This is a genomic window from Burkholderia cepacia (assembly GCF_001039005.1).
Classification (GTDB): domain Bacteria; phylum Pseudomonadota; class Gammaproteobacteria; order Burkholderiales; family Burkholderiaceae; genus Burkholderia; species Burkholderia theae.
This window is the reverse complement of record NZ_LDWR01000073.1, coordinates 31542-47752: the sequence shown is the minus strand read 5'-3', so window position 1 is coordinate 47752 and position 16211 is coordinate 31542. Positions and strand designations below refer to the sequence as shown.

Below are 16211 nucleotides of genomic sequence, written 5' to 3'. Positions count from 1 at the left end.
CGCATCCGTCAGTTCGACGGGCTCATTGCGTCCTTCTTCATCGCGTCGCCCTTCGACATCGCGTCGTGGCCCATCGCGTCTTTCTTCATGGCGTCCTTCTTCATCGCGTGCTTCTTCATGCCGTCCTTCTTCATCGCGCCATCCTTCGCCATCGCGTCGTGGCCCATCGCGTCCTTCGACATCGACGTGCCGTCCTTCGACATCGCATCGTTCTGCGCATAGGCACCCGTTGCGATCGTGGCAAGAGCGGCGACGCAAGCGGCAATCAGTACGTTTTTCATGACATCTCTCCGAAACATGGGTTTGAGGAGCCGAATAGACGGACGACGTCGCGGGAAATGACAGCCGCGCTGAAAATATTTTTTATGCCGGCCGGACAACCCGTCATGCTGCGCCGCTCGGCCGCCGCCGATCGGGCTGCCGGACCGAACGGCAAAGGCATGCGCTGCGGTGCACCCGGCCTGCCGCGCCGCCCGCCATGTTGCGGCTGCACCGGGATAACCACTCTACGCCCGGTTGAAACCGCCGCAAACCCGGTGTATCGTGTGCCCTTGCTAACGCGGGGGTCCTGCAATGCGCTCGGTCAAACAACCGGCATTGCGGGTGAGAAATACCCTTTGAACCTGATCTGGATAATGCCAGCGCAGGGAAGCGTACGGATTTCGCCGCCATCCTTCTGACGAAATCCGCCGCCTCACCAAGCCTCGTCTCCTGCTTAGCTCGAGCCCCACATACGTCAAGGGCTCCGGGCAAGCGCCGACGCGCCTGTCCGGCGCTCACACAGGAGATTGCATGAACGCCAATCCGAAGTTTCTGTCCGCCGACGCTCATGTCGACGCCGCCGCTGTCGCGCCGCTGCCGAATTCGCGAAAGGTTTATGTAACCGGCTCGCAGCCCGACATCCGCGTGCCGATGCGCGAAATCACGCAGGCCGACACGCCGACCGGCTTCGGCGGCGAAAAGAATCCGCCGATCTACGTGTACGACACGTCGGGCCCCTACACCGATCCGGAAGCCACGATCGACATCCGCGCGGGCCTGCCCGCGCTGCGCCAGGGCTGGATCGAAGCGCGCGGCGACACCGAAGGGCTCTCCGGCCTGTCGAGCCAGTACGGCCTCGAGCGCGCGGCCGACCCGGCCACCGCCGACCTGCGTTTCCCGGGCCTGCACCGCAACCCGCGCCGCGCGCAGGCCGGCAAGAACGTCACGCAGATGCACTACGCGCGCCAGGGCATCATCACGCCGGAAATGGAATACATCGCGATCCGCGAGAACCAGCGCCGCGCCGAGTACCTCGAGAGCCTGAAGTCGAGCGGCCCGAACGGCGCGAAGCTCGCCGCGATGATGGGCCGCCAGCACCCGGGCCAGGCGTTCGGCGCCGCGGCCTACGGCGCGAACGCGCTGGCCGAGATCACGCCCGAGTTCGTGCGCGACGAAATCGCACGCGGCCGCGCGATCATCCCCGCGAACATCAACCACCCGGAATCCGAGCCGATGATCATCGGCCGCAACTTCCTCGTGAAGATCAACGCGAACATCGGCAACTCGGCCGTCACGTCGTCGATCGGCGAGGAAGTCGACAAGATGACGTGGGCGATCCGCTGGGGCGGCGACACGGTGATGGATCTGTCGACCGGCAAGCACATCCATGAAACGCGCGAGTGGATCATCCGCAACAGCCCGGTGCCGATCGGCACGGTGCCGATCTACCAGGCGCTGGAGAAGGTCAACGGCAAGGCCGAGGACCTGACCTGGGAAATCTTCCGCGACACGCTGATCGAGCAGGCCGAGCAAGGCGTCGACTACTTCACGATCCACGCGGGCGTGCGCCTGCAGTACGTGCCGCTCACCGCGAACCGGATGACCGGCATCGTGTCGCGCGGCGGCTCGATCATGGCGAAGTGGTGCCTCGCGCATCACAAGGAAAGCTTCCTGTACGAACACTTCGAAGAGATCTGCGAGATCATGAAGGCGTACGACGTGAGCTTCTCGCTCGGCGACGGCCTGCGTCCCGGCTCGATCTACGACGCGAACGACGAAGCGCAGCTCGGCGAACTGAAGACGCTCGGCGAACTCACGCAGATTGCGTGGAAGCACGACGTGCAGGTGATGATCGAAGGCCCCGGCCACGTGCCGATGCAGTTGATCAAGGAGAACATGGATCTCCAGCTCGACTGGTGCAAGGAAGCGCCGTTCTACACGCTCGGGCCGCTGACGACCGACATCGCGCCGGGTTACGACCACATCACGTCGGGCATCGGCGCCGCGATGATCGGCTGGTTCGGCACCGCGATGCTGTGCTACGTGACGCCGAAGGAGCACCTGGGCCTGCCGAACAAGGACGACGTGAAGGAAGGCATCATCACGTACAAGCTCGCCGCGCATGCGGCCGACCTCGCGAAGGGTCACCCGGGCGCACAGGTGCGCGACAACGCGCTGTCGAAGGCGCGTTTCGAGTTCCGCTGGGAAGACCAGTTCAACATCGGTCTCGATCCGGACAAGGCGCGCGAATTCCACGACGAGACGCTGCCGAAGGATTCGGCGAAGGTCGCGCACTTCTGCTCGATGTGCGGCCCGCACTTCTGCTCGATGAAGATCACGCAGGACGTGCGTGAATTCGCCGCGCAGCAGGGTGTGTCGGAATCCGAAGCGCTGAAGAAGGGGATGGAAGTCAAGGCGGTCGAGTTCGTCAAGACCGGCGCCGAGATCTATCACCGTCAGTAAGCGAACGCGGCGATCCGCACCGGAAACGCATCGCACGATGCACGAAGCCCGCTCTCGAGCGGGCTTTTTTGCGCATGTCGCGTACCTGCGAACGTACGGGAAACAAATGATTACGAAACCGCGCGAGCCTTAACAAGTCCTTACAGCAGCGTCGCGGGGCGGCGCGTAGATTGGGTTCATGCGTGGCCGCCAGCCGGTCGCGCGTCCTCCATTCACACCCACAAGGACAACGATCATGAACTCGATTCGGCGTATTGGGGTATGTGCGCTCCTCGTTGCGACGGTGGCCAGTTTGTCGGCCTGCGATTCGATGTCGAGGCGCCAGCGTGACACGGCAATCGGTGCGGGGGTCGGCGGCGTCGCCGGCGCGGCGATCGGCGGTAGTGCGCTGTCGACGCTGGGCGGCGCGGCGGCCGGCGGCATCATCGGTAACCAGGTCGGCAAGTAAGCCGGCCACGCGCCGCGACAGTCGGCCGGGCGGCGTTTCCGCGGTGCGGAAGCGCCGTTTTCGCATGCGGTGCCGCGATACGCGCGGCAGTGGCCCGGAAATGATCCGTTACCGTTTTGCACACCGTGTCATCGGTGCGCGGCCTAAGCTTAAGCATCTGCCGATTGCCGGCTCCGCCGGAGAGACATCATGAACAGGACCTTCGTCGCAGCGGCGCTCGCCTGCGCGACGCTCGCCGGCTGCTACTACCCGTACGGCTACTATCCTGGCGGCTACTACACGGCCGCACCGGTGCAGCCGGCGCCCGTGTACGCCGATCCGGGCCCCGTCTACTACTACCCGGCGCCTGCGTATGCGCCCGCGTGGGGCGGTTATTGGGGACCGGCGCTATCGCTCAATTTCGGCTTCGGCGGACGCGGCGGCTGGCGCCATCACTGAGCGGGCAGCGCCGCCGTCAGCCGGTGAAATTCCCGTTTCTTGTCGTTTCATCGAATCGTGAAACGACGGCGAGGTAACGGGGTGTAAGATTCTCCGCATCCCGTCCTCCTCCGCCCCCTCGATCGATGTCGCCCAAGAACGCCATTCTGCTGACCGTGCTCGCTGCCCTGTGGGGCGCATCGTTCCTGTTCATCCGGGTCGGCGTCGTCGATTTCGGCGTCGCGCCGCTGATGGCGCTGCGAGTGGGCATCGGCGCGCTGTTTCTCACGGGCTTCGCGCTGACGCGCTTCAAACCCGCCGATCTCGGCGCCCGGCTGCGCCGTCACGCATGGCCGTTGTTCGTCGTCGGCGCGCTGAACTCGGGCATTCCGTTCTGCCTGTTCGCGTTCGCCGAACTGACGCTGTCGGCCGGCCTGACGTCGGTGATCAACGCGACGACGCCGCTCTGGGGCGCGCTCGTGGCGTACCTGTGGCTGAAGGACAAACTGTCGCTGCCGCGCGCGCTCGGCCTCGTGATCGGTTTTGCCGGCGTGCTCACGCTCGTGTGGAACCAGATCGCGAATGCGCACGGCGACACGGGCGCCAGCGCAACCGCACTCGCCGCCGCCGCGGCGCTCGGCGCGACGCTGCTGTACGGCATCGCGGCCAATTACACGAAGCGCAAGCTCAGCGGCGTCGATCCGCTCGTCAACGCGGCCGGCAGCATGATCGGCTCGACCGTCCTGCTGCTGCCGTTCGCGATCGCCACCTGGCCGGCCGCGCCGGTCAGCGCGCACGCATGGGGCGCCGTGCTCAGCCTCGGCGTCGCATGCACGGGCATCGCGTATTTCATCTTCTTCTACCTGATCGCGCACGTCGGCCCCGCCCGCGCGATTACCGTGACGTTCGTGATTCCCGTGTTCGGCCTGCTGTGGGGCGCGCTGTTCCTCGGCGAACACGTGACGGCCGTGATGATCGAAGGCTGCGCGATCGTGCTCGTCGGCACCGCGCTCGCGACCGGCGCGATCAAGCGGATTCCCGGTCTCGGGCCGCGAGGCGGCGAAGCGACCTGAGGATTCGGGCGCACGCCGCCCGCCTCACGGTGAGCGCCGACGGCCGAGCAAAGTCTGTTCGCCGGCATGCCGGCATTCTTCTGACGGTGACGCGCGCACGTGGTCGAGCCCCGCTGCGGGGATTTCCCGCACGACCTCACTCACGAAACGTCCACGGCGCACGGTCATGCCACCGCGATGCCGCCGGATTGTCATGCGCTTCGGCGGCGCCGGTCACCACTGCGTGCCGGCGCCGGCCATGGCCTCAGCCGCGCACCGGGTGCGTCTGGAATTTCCCTGATACGCGGGCCGCCGCATTCCAGTTACACTTCGAACACTCATCCGCAGAAGGCGGTCACGATGCCCCACGTTCTTTCGCGTCCACCTTCGCGTGCGACTGCTTCAGCGTGGCGGCGCAACGCAGCCCCGCCGCTCGCCCCTGGGCACCGTTGACATGAAGCCCGCCCGCGACCTATCCCTCGAATCCCTGCTCGAACGCCTCACGCCGACGCCCAGCGGCTGGCTCGCCACCTATCGCACCACGACGCTGCGCAGCGTGTTCCAGCCCGTGCTGTCGATCACGCACAAGCGCGTCGTCGGTTACGAGGCGCTGCTGCGCGTCGTCGACGCGAACGGTGCGCTGGTCTCGCCCACCGCCCTGTTCGACAAGACACGCGGCGAAGCCGATGCGCTGCTGCTCGATCGGCTTGCGCGCTGCCTGCACACGGCCAACTTCGTCGCCCAGGGCATCGGCGACGGCTGGCTGTTCCTGAACGTGACGCCGCGCGTGCTCGATTCGGGCCTCGTGCAGCGCGAGTTCGTCGAGGCGCTGTGCCGGCATTTCGCGTTGACGCCGAACCGGATCGTGCTGGAAGTCGTCGAACAGCCGTCACGCGACGAAGCCGCGCTCGCCCGCACGATCGACATGATCCAGCATCGCGACTTCCTGATCGCGATCGACGATTTCGGCACGGGCTTCTCGAACTTCGACCGCGTGTGGCGTGCGCGACCCGACATCGTCAAGCTCGATCGTTCGCTGGTCGAGCGCTCGACCGGATCGGCCGACGATCGGCGCATCATGCATCACCTCGTGTCGATGCTGCACCAGGCCGGCGCAATGGTGCTTGCCGAGGGCGTCGAAAGCGACGACGCGTTGCAGTCGCTGATGGAGGCCGACATCGATTTCGTGCAGGGCTTCCAGTTCGGCCAGCCCGATATGTCGATCGCACACGCGAGCGCGACGGCACCCGCGATGCTCGATGCCGCGTGGCAGCGCTTCATCGCCCGCCGGCACGCGCCGGCCATTGCCGAACAGCCGGGCTTCGACGCAATCGAGCGGCTCGTGCTCGCCGGCGCGGCCACGTTCTCCGCGAGCGGCAGCCTGCAGGACGCCGCGCAACGCGTGTTCGCGGTACCGGCCGCGCGCCGCGTGTTCGTCACCGACGAGATCGGCGAGCAGTTCCTGCCATCGATCGGTGCGCGGTCCGACGACGGCCAGCCGAACGTCGCCCGCCTCGCGCCGCTCTTTCCGGAAACCCACAGCAACTGGTCGCGGCGCCCGTACTTCCAGCGCGCGATCGCCGCCCCCGGGCGCGTCGCGTTGATGGGCCCGCACTTCTCGCTGACGGAAGGCCGCGATTGCTATACGGCCGCCGTCGCGATCCGCGCACAGAGCCGGCTCGTCGTGTTCTGCGTCGACTTCGTGCTCGACAGCGCGGGCACCGTGATGCGGTAGCCGGCGCCGCGGCGTGCGCGCGACCGCGATGCCCGCGGAACGTCCGGTCAACCGTGCGTCAGTCGACCACCTTCCCTCGTCCCGATTTCACCACGCTGCGGCGCGACTTGTGCTCGAGCCGCCGTTCCTTCGACGCGCGCGTCGGCCGCGTCGCGACCCGTGCGCGCGGCGTGTACGCGACGCTGCCGATCAACGTGTCGAGGCGCGCCAGCGCGGCGTCGCGGTTCTTCTCCTGGGTGCGGTATTCCTGCGATTTGATCACGACGATGCCGTCGCGCGTGATGCGCTGGTCGGACAGCGCGAGGAGCCGCTCCTTGATGACAGGCGGCAGCGACGACGCACGGATGTCGAAGCGCAGGTGAATCGCGCTCGACACCTTGTTCACGTTCTGCCCGCCCGCACCCTGTGCGCGCACGGCCGTCCATTCGACTTCGGCCGGATCGAGCGTATAGCGGATCATCATCGCGAAGCCTCCGTGCGGCGCCGTGCGAGCGCTTCGTCGACGCGTGCCGCGAGCCCCGAATCGCGCTGCGTGCGCGTCGCGACCGCCTGCGCCAGTACGCGCCGCGGCCCGATCACCTGCACGCGCGTACGTGCACGCGTCACGGCCGTGTAGACGAGTTCGCGCGTGAGCACACGACCGAACGATGCCGGCAGCACGAGCGCGGCTTCGTCGAATTCCGAGCCCTGCGATTTGTGGACCGTCAGCGCGAACGCGGTTTCGTGCGGCGGCAGCGCGGCCGGCGACACCGCGCGCACGGTGCCGTCCGCGCGCCTGAACCACACGCGCAGCACGCCGTGCGCGTCGGGCAGCGCGATGCCGATGTCGCCGTTGAACAGCCCGAGTGCATAGTCGTTGCGCGTCACCATGATCGGCCGCCCGGTGAACCAGTGCGCACCGACCGCGAGCGGCACGCGTGCCGCGTGCCGCACATGCGCGGCCACGAGCGCATTGACGTGCTCCGCGCCGCGCGAGCCGCTGCGGATGGCGCACAGGATCCGGAACCGGTTGAGCGCGTCGAACAGCGGCAGCGGATCGGGCACCGGCGCCGCCAGCGTGTCGCGCAATGCGTCGAGGTACGCGCCGAACCGCCGTGCGAGCCGCTCGACCGTCGCCGACGCGAGCGTATCGCCGGCATCGTCGTGGAACGACGCAGCGGCCGTGTCGTCGGCGGGCAGCGCGTCGAGCGCGGCCTGCACGTCGCCACTGCGGATCGCGAGCGACAGCCGCCCGATCGGCGAATCAAGACCGAAGCGGTAGTTGCGTTCGAGCCACACGACGCAGTCGGCGAGCGGCGCCGGTGCGGGTGCCGGCGTGGCAGATACGGCGGCAGCTTCGCCAGGCGCCGCCGCCGTGACCGATGCAAGCGCTGCATCCACTGCATCGCCCGCGTCGAACGGCGGCAGTTCGACGGTGTCGAGCCACGCGAGTTCGTCGGCCTCGATCCACGCGGGGGCGCCGCCCGCCTGACCTGCATCACCGACATCGGTCAGTGCCGGGCCTGCGGGAGGCAGCGCAGTGTCGACCGCGGCAATCTCGTCGTGCTGCGGTTCATCGTCGAAGAGCGATGCCTGTCGCGCATCGACTCGCCGCCGAGCCGCCGGCTTGCGTGTTGAAGCGGCGGCCGATGCCGATGGAGGCGCCGAGGCCCGCGCCACCGCGGAAACCGGATTCGCCGCCGGAATTGCTGCCGCTGCGGCTGCGGCTTCGTCCGGCACCGGCAATGCCGCGACGAATGCCGCCTCGTCGATGCCGAGCGCCAGCGCGATGCGCGTGCGCGCCGCGGCGGTAAACGCCGGCCGCGCGCTCAGTTCGGCGAACACGGCGCCCGCCTCGACCGCGGCCAATTGATCCTTGTCGCCGAGCAGCACGAGCCGCGCACCCGGCGCGAGCGCGTCGAGCAGATGCGCGGCGAGCGCGACATCGATCATCGACGCCTCGTCGACGACGATCAGGTCGTACGGCAGCGGATTGTCGCGATGATGCCGGAAGCCGGCCGCCCCCCCGCCGCCCAGCAGGCGATGCAGCGTGTACGACGTGTCGGGCAGGCGTGCCGCGAGTTCGGGCGGCAGGTCGCCGGCCCGCGCGTGCAGCGCTTCCTGCATCCGCTGCGCGGCCTTGCCGGTCGGTGCGGCCAGCGCGATGCGCAGCCCCGGGTGCGCGTCGAGCAAACAGGCCAGCACGCCGACGACGGTCGTCGTCTTGCCGGTGCCGGGGCCGCCGCTGACGATGGTCACGCGACCCGTCAGCGCGACGATCGCCGCGACGCGCTGCCAGTCGACTTCGCCCGTCGCGGGCCCGAAGTAACGCGCGAGGCTGTCGCGCAACCGGTCGGGCGACAGACCTTCGTCCGGCGCGGCGACACCGGCCTGCGCAACGAGCGCATCGGCCAGCCGCCGTTCGTAATCGAAATAGCGCGACAGGTACAGATGATCGTGCCGGTCGACGATCAGCGGCCGCTCATCGCCGCGCGCGAGCGTGCCGAACGCCACCACGCCGCTCGCGGCGAGCGCCGCGCGGATGTCGTCGAGCGGTTCTTCGTAGCGCTGCGCGAGCGCGCCGAGCGCGACGCATACGTGGCCGCCCGCGGTCGCGCGGCTCGTCGCGAACGCGGCGCGCGCCGCCCAGCGCGCGGCCGCAGCCGGCGCGCCCGCACGCCGCGCGAGGTCGCCGATGCGACGCGCGAAGCCTTCCGCGAGCGCGATGCCGAAATCGGCGGGCTCGGGCAGCCGCGCGACGAGGCCGCCGGTAAATTCGAGCGTGTCGTCGGATGCGTTCATGCGCGGCCCCCTTCCATCATCCGGTCGAGTGCGTCGACGAGCGCGCGCGCGGGCCGCCGCGCATGCACGCCGGCCGGCTCGCCGCCGCTGCGCCAGTCGGGCCGCACGCCGCGCACGAACAGGTACAGGTAGCCCGCGATGTGCGTGTCGTAGTCGTAAGCGGGCAGCCGCCCGCGCAAGTAGCGATGCAGCGCGACCGTGTAGAGCAGCGCCTGCAGGTGATACGCGTGATCGGCCATCGCGACGTCGAGCGCGCGCGGGCCGTAGGCGTCCGGCGTCGTGCCGAGATGGTTCGACTTCCAGTCGACGATCCAGAAGCGGCCGTCGTGTTCGACGATCATGTCGATGAAACCCTTGATGAATCCGGCGAGATTGCCCGCCTCCAGTGCAACGTCCGGGTAGCCGTGCGCGACCAGCAACCGGCGCAACGCCGTCAGGTCGAGCGACGGCGCCGGGAACAGGAAACCCATTTCGTCGAGCCGCTTCGCGGGATCGAGATCGGCGAGCCGCATACCCGGCACGAGCTCGGTGCGCACGACGTCGTCGACGAGCCGCGCCATCATCGACGGCAATCGCGTCGCGAGTTCCGGCTCGGCCTCGACCGGCCGGTCGTGCAGCGCACCAAGCGCGGCCTTGTGCCACGACTCGGGCTCGGTGAACCGGCTGAGTTCGAACAGGCGGTGCAAACACTCGCCGGCCGCCGCGCCACGCGGAAACACGAGGATGTCGTCGTCCGGCGGTTCGGGCGCGACCGTATCGGCCAGGATGAACTCGCCGTCCGGCACCACCTCGGCAAGCGCATCGTGATCGGGCCGCAACTCGTCGTCGGGCACGGCCGCGACGCCCGCTTCCTCGCGCGCCATCGACGCGGTCAGCGAGCTGAAGCTCGCCATGCGCCACGCATCGCGCAGCACGCGTGTCGCATGGCGCGCCGCGAGTGTTTGCGATGCATCGTGCCCGGCCGCGAGACGCTCGGGACGCGCGGGTGCCGGCAGCGGCGCGACGCTCACGGCGCCGCCCGCGAGTGCGCGCCACCCCGCGTCGAGCGCGGCTTCGTCGGGCGGCTCGTCGAGCCACGCATCGAACGACTGGCCGGCGCCTGCGACAAGCCAGTTGAGCACGCTGCGCCGCGCTTCGCGCGTCGAGCGCGACGACAGGTACGGCCCGGCAACGACGTAGCAGCGATAGACCGCGCGCGTGAGCGCCACGTAGACGAGCCGCGCGCGTTCCGCGGCCTGCTCGCGCATCGCCTGCCGCGCCGCGTGTGCGGCCGCCTCGTCGTCGCACCCGTAATGCAGCACCGCGTCGCCCGCTTCGTCGTGATACTCGCGTGCATCGGGCAGCGCGGACGCGGGCGGCTCGCGCAGCCCGCCGTCGTTCAGGAACGGACAGAACACGATCGCGTATTCGAGACCCTTCGACTTGTGCACGGTCACGATCTGCACCAGATTGCGATCGGATTCGAGACGCAACTGCGCTTCCTCGCCGCCGCCGTCGAGCCGTTGCGCGGCGAGCCAGCGCAGCGTCGGCGCGATGCCCGGCTGCGCGGATGCGCGTGTCTGCGTCAGTTCGGCCAGATGGTTGATGTCGGTCACGCGGCGTTCGCCGTCCGCGCCGGCCATCAGCCGTTCGGCGATCCGCAGCTCGCGCGTGAACGTGCGCCACATCACCGCGAAACCGCGTTCGCGCCACAGCAGCCGATACCGCGAGAAGCGCTCGACCCAGCTCATCGCGTCGGTGCTGTCGGCCGCGGACGCTTCGCGCTGCGCATCGCCGTCGCCCTGCTCCATCCGCCACAGCCCCCCGGCATCGAGGCCGAACCAGTCGGCCGCGAGCGCCGCGCGCAGACGCCGCAGGTCGCCCGGCGCATCGATCGCCGCCAGCACGCGTTCGAGCTGCTCGGCGTCATCGGTCGAAAACACGGAGGCCTGCGCCAGTTCGACGCTGCCGATGCCCCACGTCGCGAGCACGCGCTTCACGAGACTGCCTTGCCGGTGCGTCTGCACGAGCACCGCGACGTTGCCCGGCGACAGCGGCGTGTCACCCAGCCGCACGCGCCCTTCGCGCGCGCCGCGCATCAGCCGCGCGATCTCGGCCGCGCAGGCCTGGGCGGCCTGCGCCTGCGCGTCGCGCTTGAGCAGCGTGCCTTCGCCGCCCGGCAATGCCCAGACGCGGAAGTCGCCGGCCGGGCCCGGATCGGTTTCGTCGACGAACGGCGCACGCACGCGCGTGCCGGCACGCACCGCGTAATAGTCGAGCCCGTCGAGCACGAACGCACGCGGATTCGACATGAAGAAGCGGTTGCAGGCATCGACGATCGCGGGCGTCGAGCGCTGGTTGACCGCGAGCGTGTAGCACGCGCTCGCACTCGCGCGCGCCGCCAGATAGGTATGCAGGTCGGCCGCGCGGAAACTGTAGATTGCCTGCTTCGGATCGCCGACGAGGAACAGCGGGCCGCCCGGCGCGAAGATCCGGTTGAAGATCGCGAACTGCAGCGGATCGGTATCCTGGAACTCATCGATCAGTGCGGCCGGATAGCGCGCGCGCAGCGTCTCCGCGAGCCACGGGTGCGCATGCAGTGCGCGGTACAGGTTCGCGAGCAGATCGTCGAACGAGACGACGCGCCGCGTGCGCTTGCGCTCGGCCAGCTCGCCCGGCGCCATGTCGAGCCACTCGGCGATCAGCACGAGCCAGCGCGCGCGCTGCGCGGCCTCGGCCGCCACCACGGCCGCTTCGAGCGCGTCGGCCACGTCGAAAAACGCATGTTCGGGGGTTGCGCCGCCTTTTTTCGTCGCCTTCACCAGCGCGGAATGCGTGAGCTTCAGTGCGGCTTTCGGCAACGCGGCCGTCGCGTCGCCCTGCGCGAAATGCGCGGCCCACGCGTCGAGCGCATCGGCAACCGCCTCGGGCTTGTGCGAGCGCTGGTTGAGCGCGGGCTGCGCGGTGCGCAGCAACGCATCGATCGCATCGCGCTCGGCCGCCCACATCCGCGCCGCCTCGGCGAAGCATTCGGCTGCGGCGGCCTCGGCCGACTCGTCAGGCTCGGTCACACCGTCCCAGCGCAGCGCGGCGAGCGGCTTCTTCAGCCGGCGCGCGAGCTGCGCATCGAGCGCGGCTGGGCCGGCGCCCGATTCGACGAGCCAGGTCGCGAAGCCCGGCCAGCGCGCGGCCGCCGGTTCGACGCGCGTGCGCCAGAAGTCCGCCGCGAGTTCGAAGCGCAGCGACGCATCGTCGGCCTCCATATCGAACGCGAACGGCATCGCGGCCGCGAACGGCGCCTCCTGCAGCGCGCGCTGGCAGAACGCGTGGATCGTATGAATCGCGGCCTGGTCGAACGCGCGCAGTGCGCGCCGGATCCGCTTCGCGGCCGTCTCGGGGTCGAGCGAGCCTGCTTCGCCGAGCGTCGTGTCGAGCAGGCGCGCGATGAACGGATCACCGCCATCGTCGCCCGTGTCGAGCACATGCGCGAGCTGTGCGAGCCGACTGCGAATCCGCTCGTGCAGCTCGGCCGTCGCCGCCTTCGTGAAGGTCACGACGAGGATTTCGTCCGCGCCGAGATCCTTTTCGAGCAGCAGGCGCACATACAGCGCGCAGATGTTCCAGGTCTTGCCGGTGCCGGCCGACGCCTCGATCTGGTTGACGCCGTCGAGCGGGCACGCGAACACGTCGAGTTCGAGCGCCTGCTGCGGCTGCGACACGGCGCTCATGCGACCTCCTTCAGATGCTCGACGAGCGGCTCGAACACGAGCCGCGCGAGTGTGCCGAACGGCTCGTCGAGCGACGCATGCGCGCCGCGCCATGCGATCGCGATGGCCGGATCGTCGGCTTCGCTCACAACGCGCTCGTTGATCCAGACGCTCGCGGCCTTGGCCTCGCCATCGGATACCCTCGCCCACGCGCTGCGCGGGAAAAACCGCAGCGGCATGCGTCGTCCCGCGCGAAACAGCGCGGCAAGCGGCGCGAGCCGCTCGAGCGGCGCCGCGACCGGCGTCAGCTCGAACGCGCCGCCGCTGCCGAACCACAGCGTGCGGCGCGGGCCGCCAGGCTCGACCGCGCAGTAGACGAGATGCGCCAGCCACGCGGACAGGTAGTCGCGCGCACTCGACCGCGCATAACGGTAGATGATCTGCCCGGCCGGCGTCAGCCGGTTCAGCGTGCCGTGCAGTTCGAGCGGCGCGCTCACCGCATCGCCCGACAGCATCGCGTCGTCGGCGCCGAACAGCGCCTGTTCCGTGTCGGGCCAGGCCGGCCTGACAACGAGCGAGAACGGCCGGCGCTCCATGCCGTCGGCCAGCGCGCGGCGTACGTTCGACGCAAGCTGCGTCATCGAGCCGAGCGCCTGGTCGCGCCACACGGCGCCCGTCGCGCCGCCCGGCAGTTCCGGGCTCGCGTCCGCGATGCGCAGTGCGTGATCGTGCACGGCCCCGTCGCCCGATTCGATCAAGAGCGGCAGCACGCGCTCGGCGAGCGCGTCGCTACCGGCGAAGTCGAGCGCGAACGGCTCCGTGTCGAGCAGTTCGGCCTGGGCATCGGCAAGCACGATGCCCAGCCGCGCGCGCAGCAGCGCCCGCGCGGGATGCCGCCAGAAGCGTTCGAATTCGCTGAACGCGACCGGCTCGACCGGTTCGGCCGGCAGAGGCTGCGCGAAGAACCGCAGCTCGCGCGGCCCGTCGCGCGATGCATCGGCGGCCAGCAGCGACGCGAGCGTCGCGCGCTCGGCATCATACGAAACGAGTTCGCTGCCGGGCTGGAAATAGGCGGCCGCGAACGGTTGCAGCGGATGCTCGACGATGAACGCGCGCCGCGCGGCATCGACCGCGTCCGGCGCGGCGTCGGGGCCGGCCGTGACGAGCGCGAGATGGTCGAGCAGTTCGTCGACGAGTGCCGCGGGCGGCAACGGCGCGTTGTCGCGGATGCTGCGGCCCGTATAGGCGATCAGCAACCGGTCGCGCGCTGCGAGCAGCAGGTCGAGAAACAGGTTGCGCTCGTCGTCGCGGCGCTGCCGGTCGCCAAGCTTCGGCAACACGGCCATCAGGTCGAATTCGTCCGCGCGCGCCAGGCTCGGCAGCACGCCGTCGTCCATTCCGAGCAGGCAGACGACGCGGTACGGCAGGCCGCGCAGGCTCGTCAGCGACGAGAACGTGACGCCGCCCCACGGCACCCCGCCGCGCGCGGGATCGTCGAGCGCCGCGGCCAACCCCGCACGGACGACGGCGGCCGGCAGCGCTTCGTCGGGCGCGCCCTCCGTCATCGCGGCCAGCATCGCGTCTAGCGCATCGCGCACGCCCGCAAGCGCGTCCGCATACGCGGCACCCGAATCGAAGAAACGCGCGAGCGTGTCGGCAAACAGTTCGCTCCAGCCGCGCGGCGTGTGCGATTCGGCGAGCCGCCGCGCGAAGCCGTCGAGATCGTCGGTAAAGCGCGCGAGCCGGCCGAGCAATTCGGCCTCGCTGCCCGTGGCCGCCTCGATCGGCAGCCACGCGCCGACCGGCGCCGCGCCTTCGGGCATCGCATAACCGAGAAAGAGCCGTGCGAGCGCATCGGAGAACGTATGACGCGGCGACGGCACGGCCGCGTCGTCGCTCGCGAGCGGCGACAGCCCGCGCCGCGCGCCGGCGGCCGCGAGCCACGTCTGCACCGTCTCGAGCGCGGCCGCGTCGATGCCGTAGCGCGCGGCCACCGCGTCGACGCGCAGCCATTCGACCAGCTCCGGCGCACCGACCTGCCGTTCCGGCAACGCGAGCCAGTCGAGCAGCACGCGCGCGACCGGGTTCGCCTGCGACGGCGGCAGCCCAGTGATCCGGTAAGGCACGCGCGCGCCGCCGCCACCGGCCGTGCCGAACACGGCATCGATCAGCGGCCCGGCCGCCGCGAGGTCGGCCACCGCCACGAGCACGTCGGACGGCTGCAGGCTCGCATCCGCGTCGAACCACGCGAGCAGCCGGTCGTGCAGCACCTCGAGCTGGCGCGCGAGGCTGTGACATACGTGCACCTCGATCCCGCGCTCGGCCGGTGCGTCGCCGGCTTCGGCCTCCGGCTGCAGGTCGAGGATCGCGTTCTGCACGCGCGCCAGCCACGTCGGCGCGGGATTCTCGACGAAACGCGCCGCGTCGCCTGACGCCGCGCTTTCAGTCAGTTCGTGCAGCATGTGCAGTTGCGCCTGCGTCTGCCTGCCCCATTCGGCGAGCAGCGGATGGCCGACTTCCTGGTAGTCGAGCCGCCCGGCCGCATCGAGCGCCTCGGCGTGCGCGGCGGTCACGATGTCGAACCAGAATTCGCGGCACGGGTTCAGCGCATAGACGCGTACGTCGATCCAGCGCGACAGCTCGCGCAACAGCGCGATATGCAGCGGCGGCATCGTCGGCAGCGCGAACACGCTGACCGATTCCGGCCAGTTGGCACGCTCGACCGTATCCGCATCGAGATGGCGCGCGTCGACGAGGAAACGATGCGCGGGCGGCGTGCCGCTGTCGCTCAGTTCGGCGAGCAGCGCGCGCCACAGCGCGGCCTGCCAGCGCTCGTCGTCGCGCGCGGCGTCGCTGATCCCGCGCGGCGCGCCGTCGCCGGCCAGCACGGATTCGCCGGCCTGCCATGCGGCCAGCCATTCGGGGCGATAAGTCAGGTAATGATCGAGCACGGCCGCGACGCGGTGCGCGAGTTCGTAGCGCATCGCATCGTCGGACGCGGACAGATACGCGGCAAGCCGCGGCGATGCGAGCCACGGCGCACCGCCAGCCGCCTGCGCGAACAGCCGGTAGCAGCGCCACACTAGGCGGTCGGGTGCGAACGGCGAACGTGCGGGCACCGTCAGCACGCGGCCGATCTGCGCCCACAGCCATTGCGCGAGATACGTGAACTCGACGTTCGCGCACACGCCGCTGCGCGCGGCGATGTCGAGCTCGAGGCGGCGGCGCAGCGCCGCGCTCGGCACGATGACCTGTTGCGGCGCCCACGGGCCGTTGCGGGCCGGAAACGCGGCCAGATCCTCGAGCAGCGCATCGGCCAGCGTTTCGTGACGGTTCGAATAGAAGAGATGGAGCATGAAGCGGGCGTC

At 69.7% G+C, this 16211-nt stretch carries 10 protein-coding genes and 1 riboswitch; of the genes, 5 read left to right on the top strand and 5 right to left on the bottom strand.

Going from position 1 to position 16211, the window contains the following annotated elements; genetic code table 11:
• Nucleotides 1–8 precede the first annotated feature (8 nt).
• A complete protein-coding gene (locus tag VL15_RS34670) occupies nt 9–281 on the bottom strand; it encodes a pentapeptide MXKDX repeat protein (protein WP_048251308.1) in 273 nt (90 codons plus the stop codon).
• Nucleotides 282–551: 270 nt separating this feature from the next.
• A riboswitch (TPP riboswitch) is annotated at nt 552–668 on the top strand.
• A 124-nt stretch (nt 669–792) separates the two neighbouring features.
• On the opposite strand from VL15_RS34670, the gene thiC reads away from it, so the two are divergent.
• From thiC to VL15_RS34645, 5 genes are all read left to right on the top strand, one after another.
• Nucleotides 793–2724: a phosphomethylpyrimidine synthase ThiC gene (gene thiC / locus VL15_RS34665; RefSeq protein ID WP_048251307.1), complete on the top strand. Its 1932-nt coding sequence runs from the start codon at nt 793–795 to the stop codon at nt 2722–2724.
• A gap of 235 nt (nt 2725–2959) precedes the next feature.
• The gene (locus VL15_RS34660; protein WP_048251306.1) at nt 2960–3172 is read left to right on the top strand and encodes a glycine zipper 2TM domain-containing protein; all 213 of its coding nucleotides are present in this window, start codon (nt 2960–2962) and stop codon (nt 3170–3172) included.
• Nucleotides 3173–3361: 189 nt separating this feature from the next.
• A complete protein-coding gene (locus tag VL15_RS34655; RefSeq protein ID WP_048251305.1) occupies nt 3362–3610 on the top strand; it encodes a hypothetical protein in 249 nt (82 codons plus the stop codon).
• A 125-nt stretch (nt 3611–3735) separates the two neighbouring features.
• Entirely contained in the window at nt 3736–4662 is a 927-nt protein-coding gene (locus VL15_RS34650) for a DMT family transporter (protein WP_048251304.1), read from the top strand.
• 433 nt (nt 4663–5095) lie between these two features.
• Nucleotides 5096–6376, top strand: coding sequence for an EAL domain-containing protein (locus VL15_RS34645; protein ID WP_048251303.1), 1281 nt, complete (start codon nt 5096–5098; stop codon nt 6374–6376).
• Between the two features lie 58 nt (nt 6377–6434).
• Here VL15_RS34645 and arfB read toward each other — a convergent pair whose 3' ends face one another.
• The 4 genes from arfB to recC are packed head-to-tail and all read right to left on the bottom strand — an operon-like array spanning nt 6435 to nt 16199.
• The gene (gene arfB, locus VL15_RS34640) at nt 6435–6839 is read right to left on the bottom strand and encodes an alternative ribosome rescue aminoacyl-tRNA hydrolase ArfB (protein WP_048251302.1); all 405 of its coding nucleotides are present in this window, start codon (nt 6837–6839) and stop codon (nt 6435–6437) included.
• Nucleotides 6836–9157 (bottom strand): AAA family ATPase, encoded by a 2322-nt coding sequence (locus VL15_RS34635; protein ID WP_048251301.1) that lies wholly within the window; start codon nt 9155–9157, stop codon nt 6836–6838. Before VL15_RS34635 ends, arfB begins: the two co-directional genes overlap by 4 nt.
• On the bottom strand, nt 9154–12864 hold the full coding sequence (recB, locus tag VL15_RS34630) for an exodeoxyribonuclease V subunit beta (protein WP_048251300.1): 3711 nt from the start codon (nt 12862–12864) through the stop codon (nt 9154–9156). Before recB ends, VL15_RS34635 begins: the two co-directional genes overlap by 4 nt.
• On the bottom strand, nt 12861–16199 hold the full coding sequence (gene recC, locus VL15_RS34625; RefSeq protein WP_048251299.1) for an exodeoxyribonuclease V subunit gamma: 3339 nt from the start codon (nt 16197–16199) through the stop codon (nt 12861–12863). The genes recB and recC overlap by 4 nt, the downstream gene beginning before the upstream one ends.
• Nucleotides 16200–16211: the final 12 nt, after the last annotated feature.

Coding starts and splice junctions, on each gene's coding strand:
- VL15_RS34670 (WP_048251308.1), bottom strand. CDS start 281: ATGAAAAACGTACTGATTGCCGCTTGCGTCGCCGCTCTTGCCACGATC.
- VL15_RS34660 (WP_048251306.1), top strand. CDS start 2,960: ATGAACTCGATTCGGCGTATTGGGGTATGTGCGCTCCTCGTTGCGACG.
- VL15_RS34650 (WP_048251304.1), top strand. CDS start 3,736: ATGTCGCCCAAGAACGCCATTCTGCTGACCGTGCTCGCTGCCCTGTGG.
- VL15_RS34645 (WP_048251303.1), top strand. CDS start 5,096: ATGAAGCCCGCCCGCGACCTATCCCTCGAATCCCTGCTCGAACGCCTC.
- recB (WP_048251300.1), bottom strand. CDS start 12,864: ATGAGCGCCGTGTCGCAGCCGCAGCAGGCGCTCGAACTCGACGTGTTC.
- VL15_RS34655 (WP_048251305.1), top strand. CDS start 3,362: ATGAACAGGACCTTCGTCGCAGCGGCGCTCGCCTGCGCGACGCTCGCC.
- thiC (WP_048251307.1), top strand. CDS start 793: ATGAACGCCAATCCGAAGTTTCTGTCCGCCGACGCTCATGTCGACGCC.
- arfB (WP_048251302.1), bottom strand. CDS start 6,839: ATGATGATCCGCTATACGCTCGATCCGGCCGAAGTCGAATGGACGGCC.
- recC (WP_048251299.1), bottom strand. CDS start 16,199: ATGCTCCATCTCTTCTATTCGAACCGTCACGAAACGCTGGCCGATGCG.
- VL15_RS34635 (WP_048251301.1), bottom strand. CDS start 9,157: ATGAACGCATCCGACGACACGCTCGAATTTACCGGCGGCCTCGTCGCG.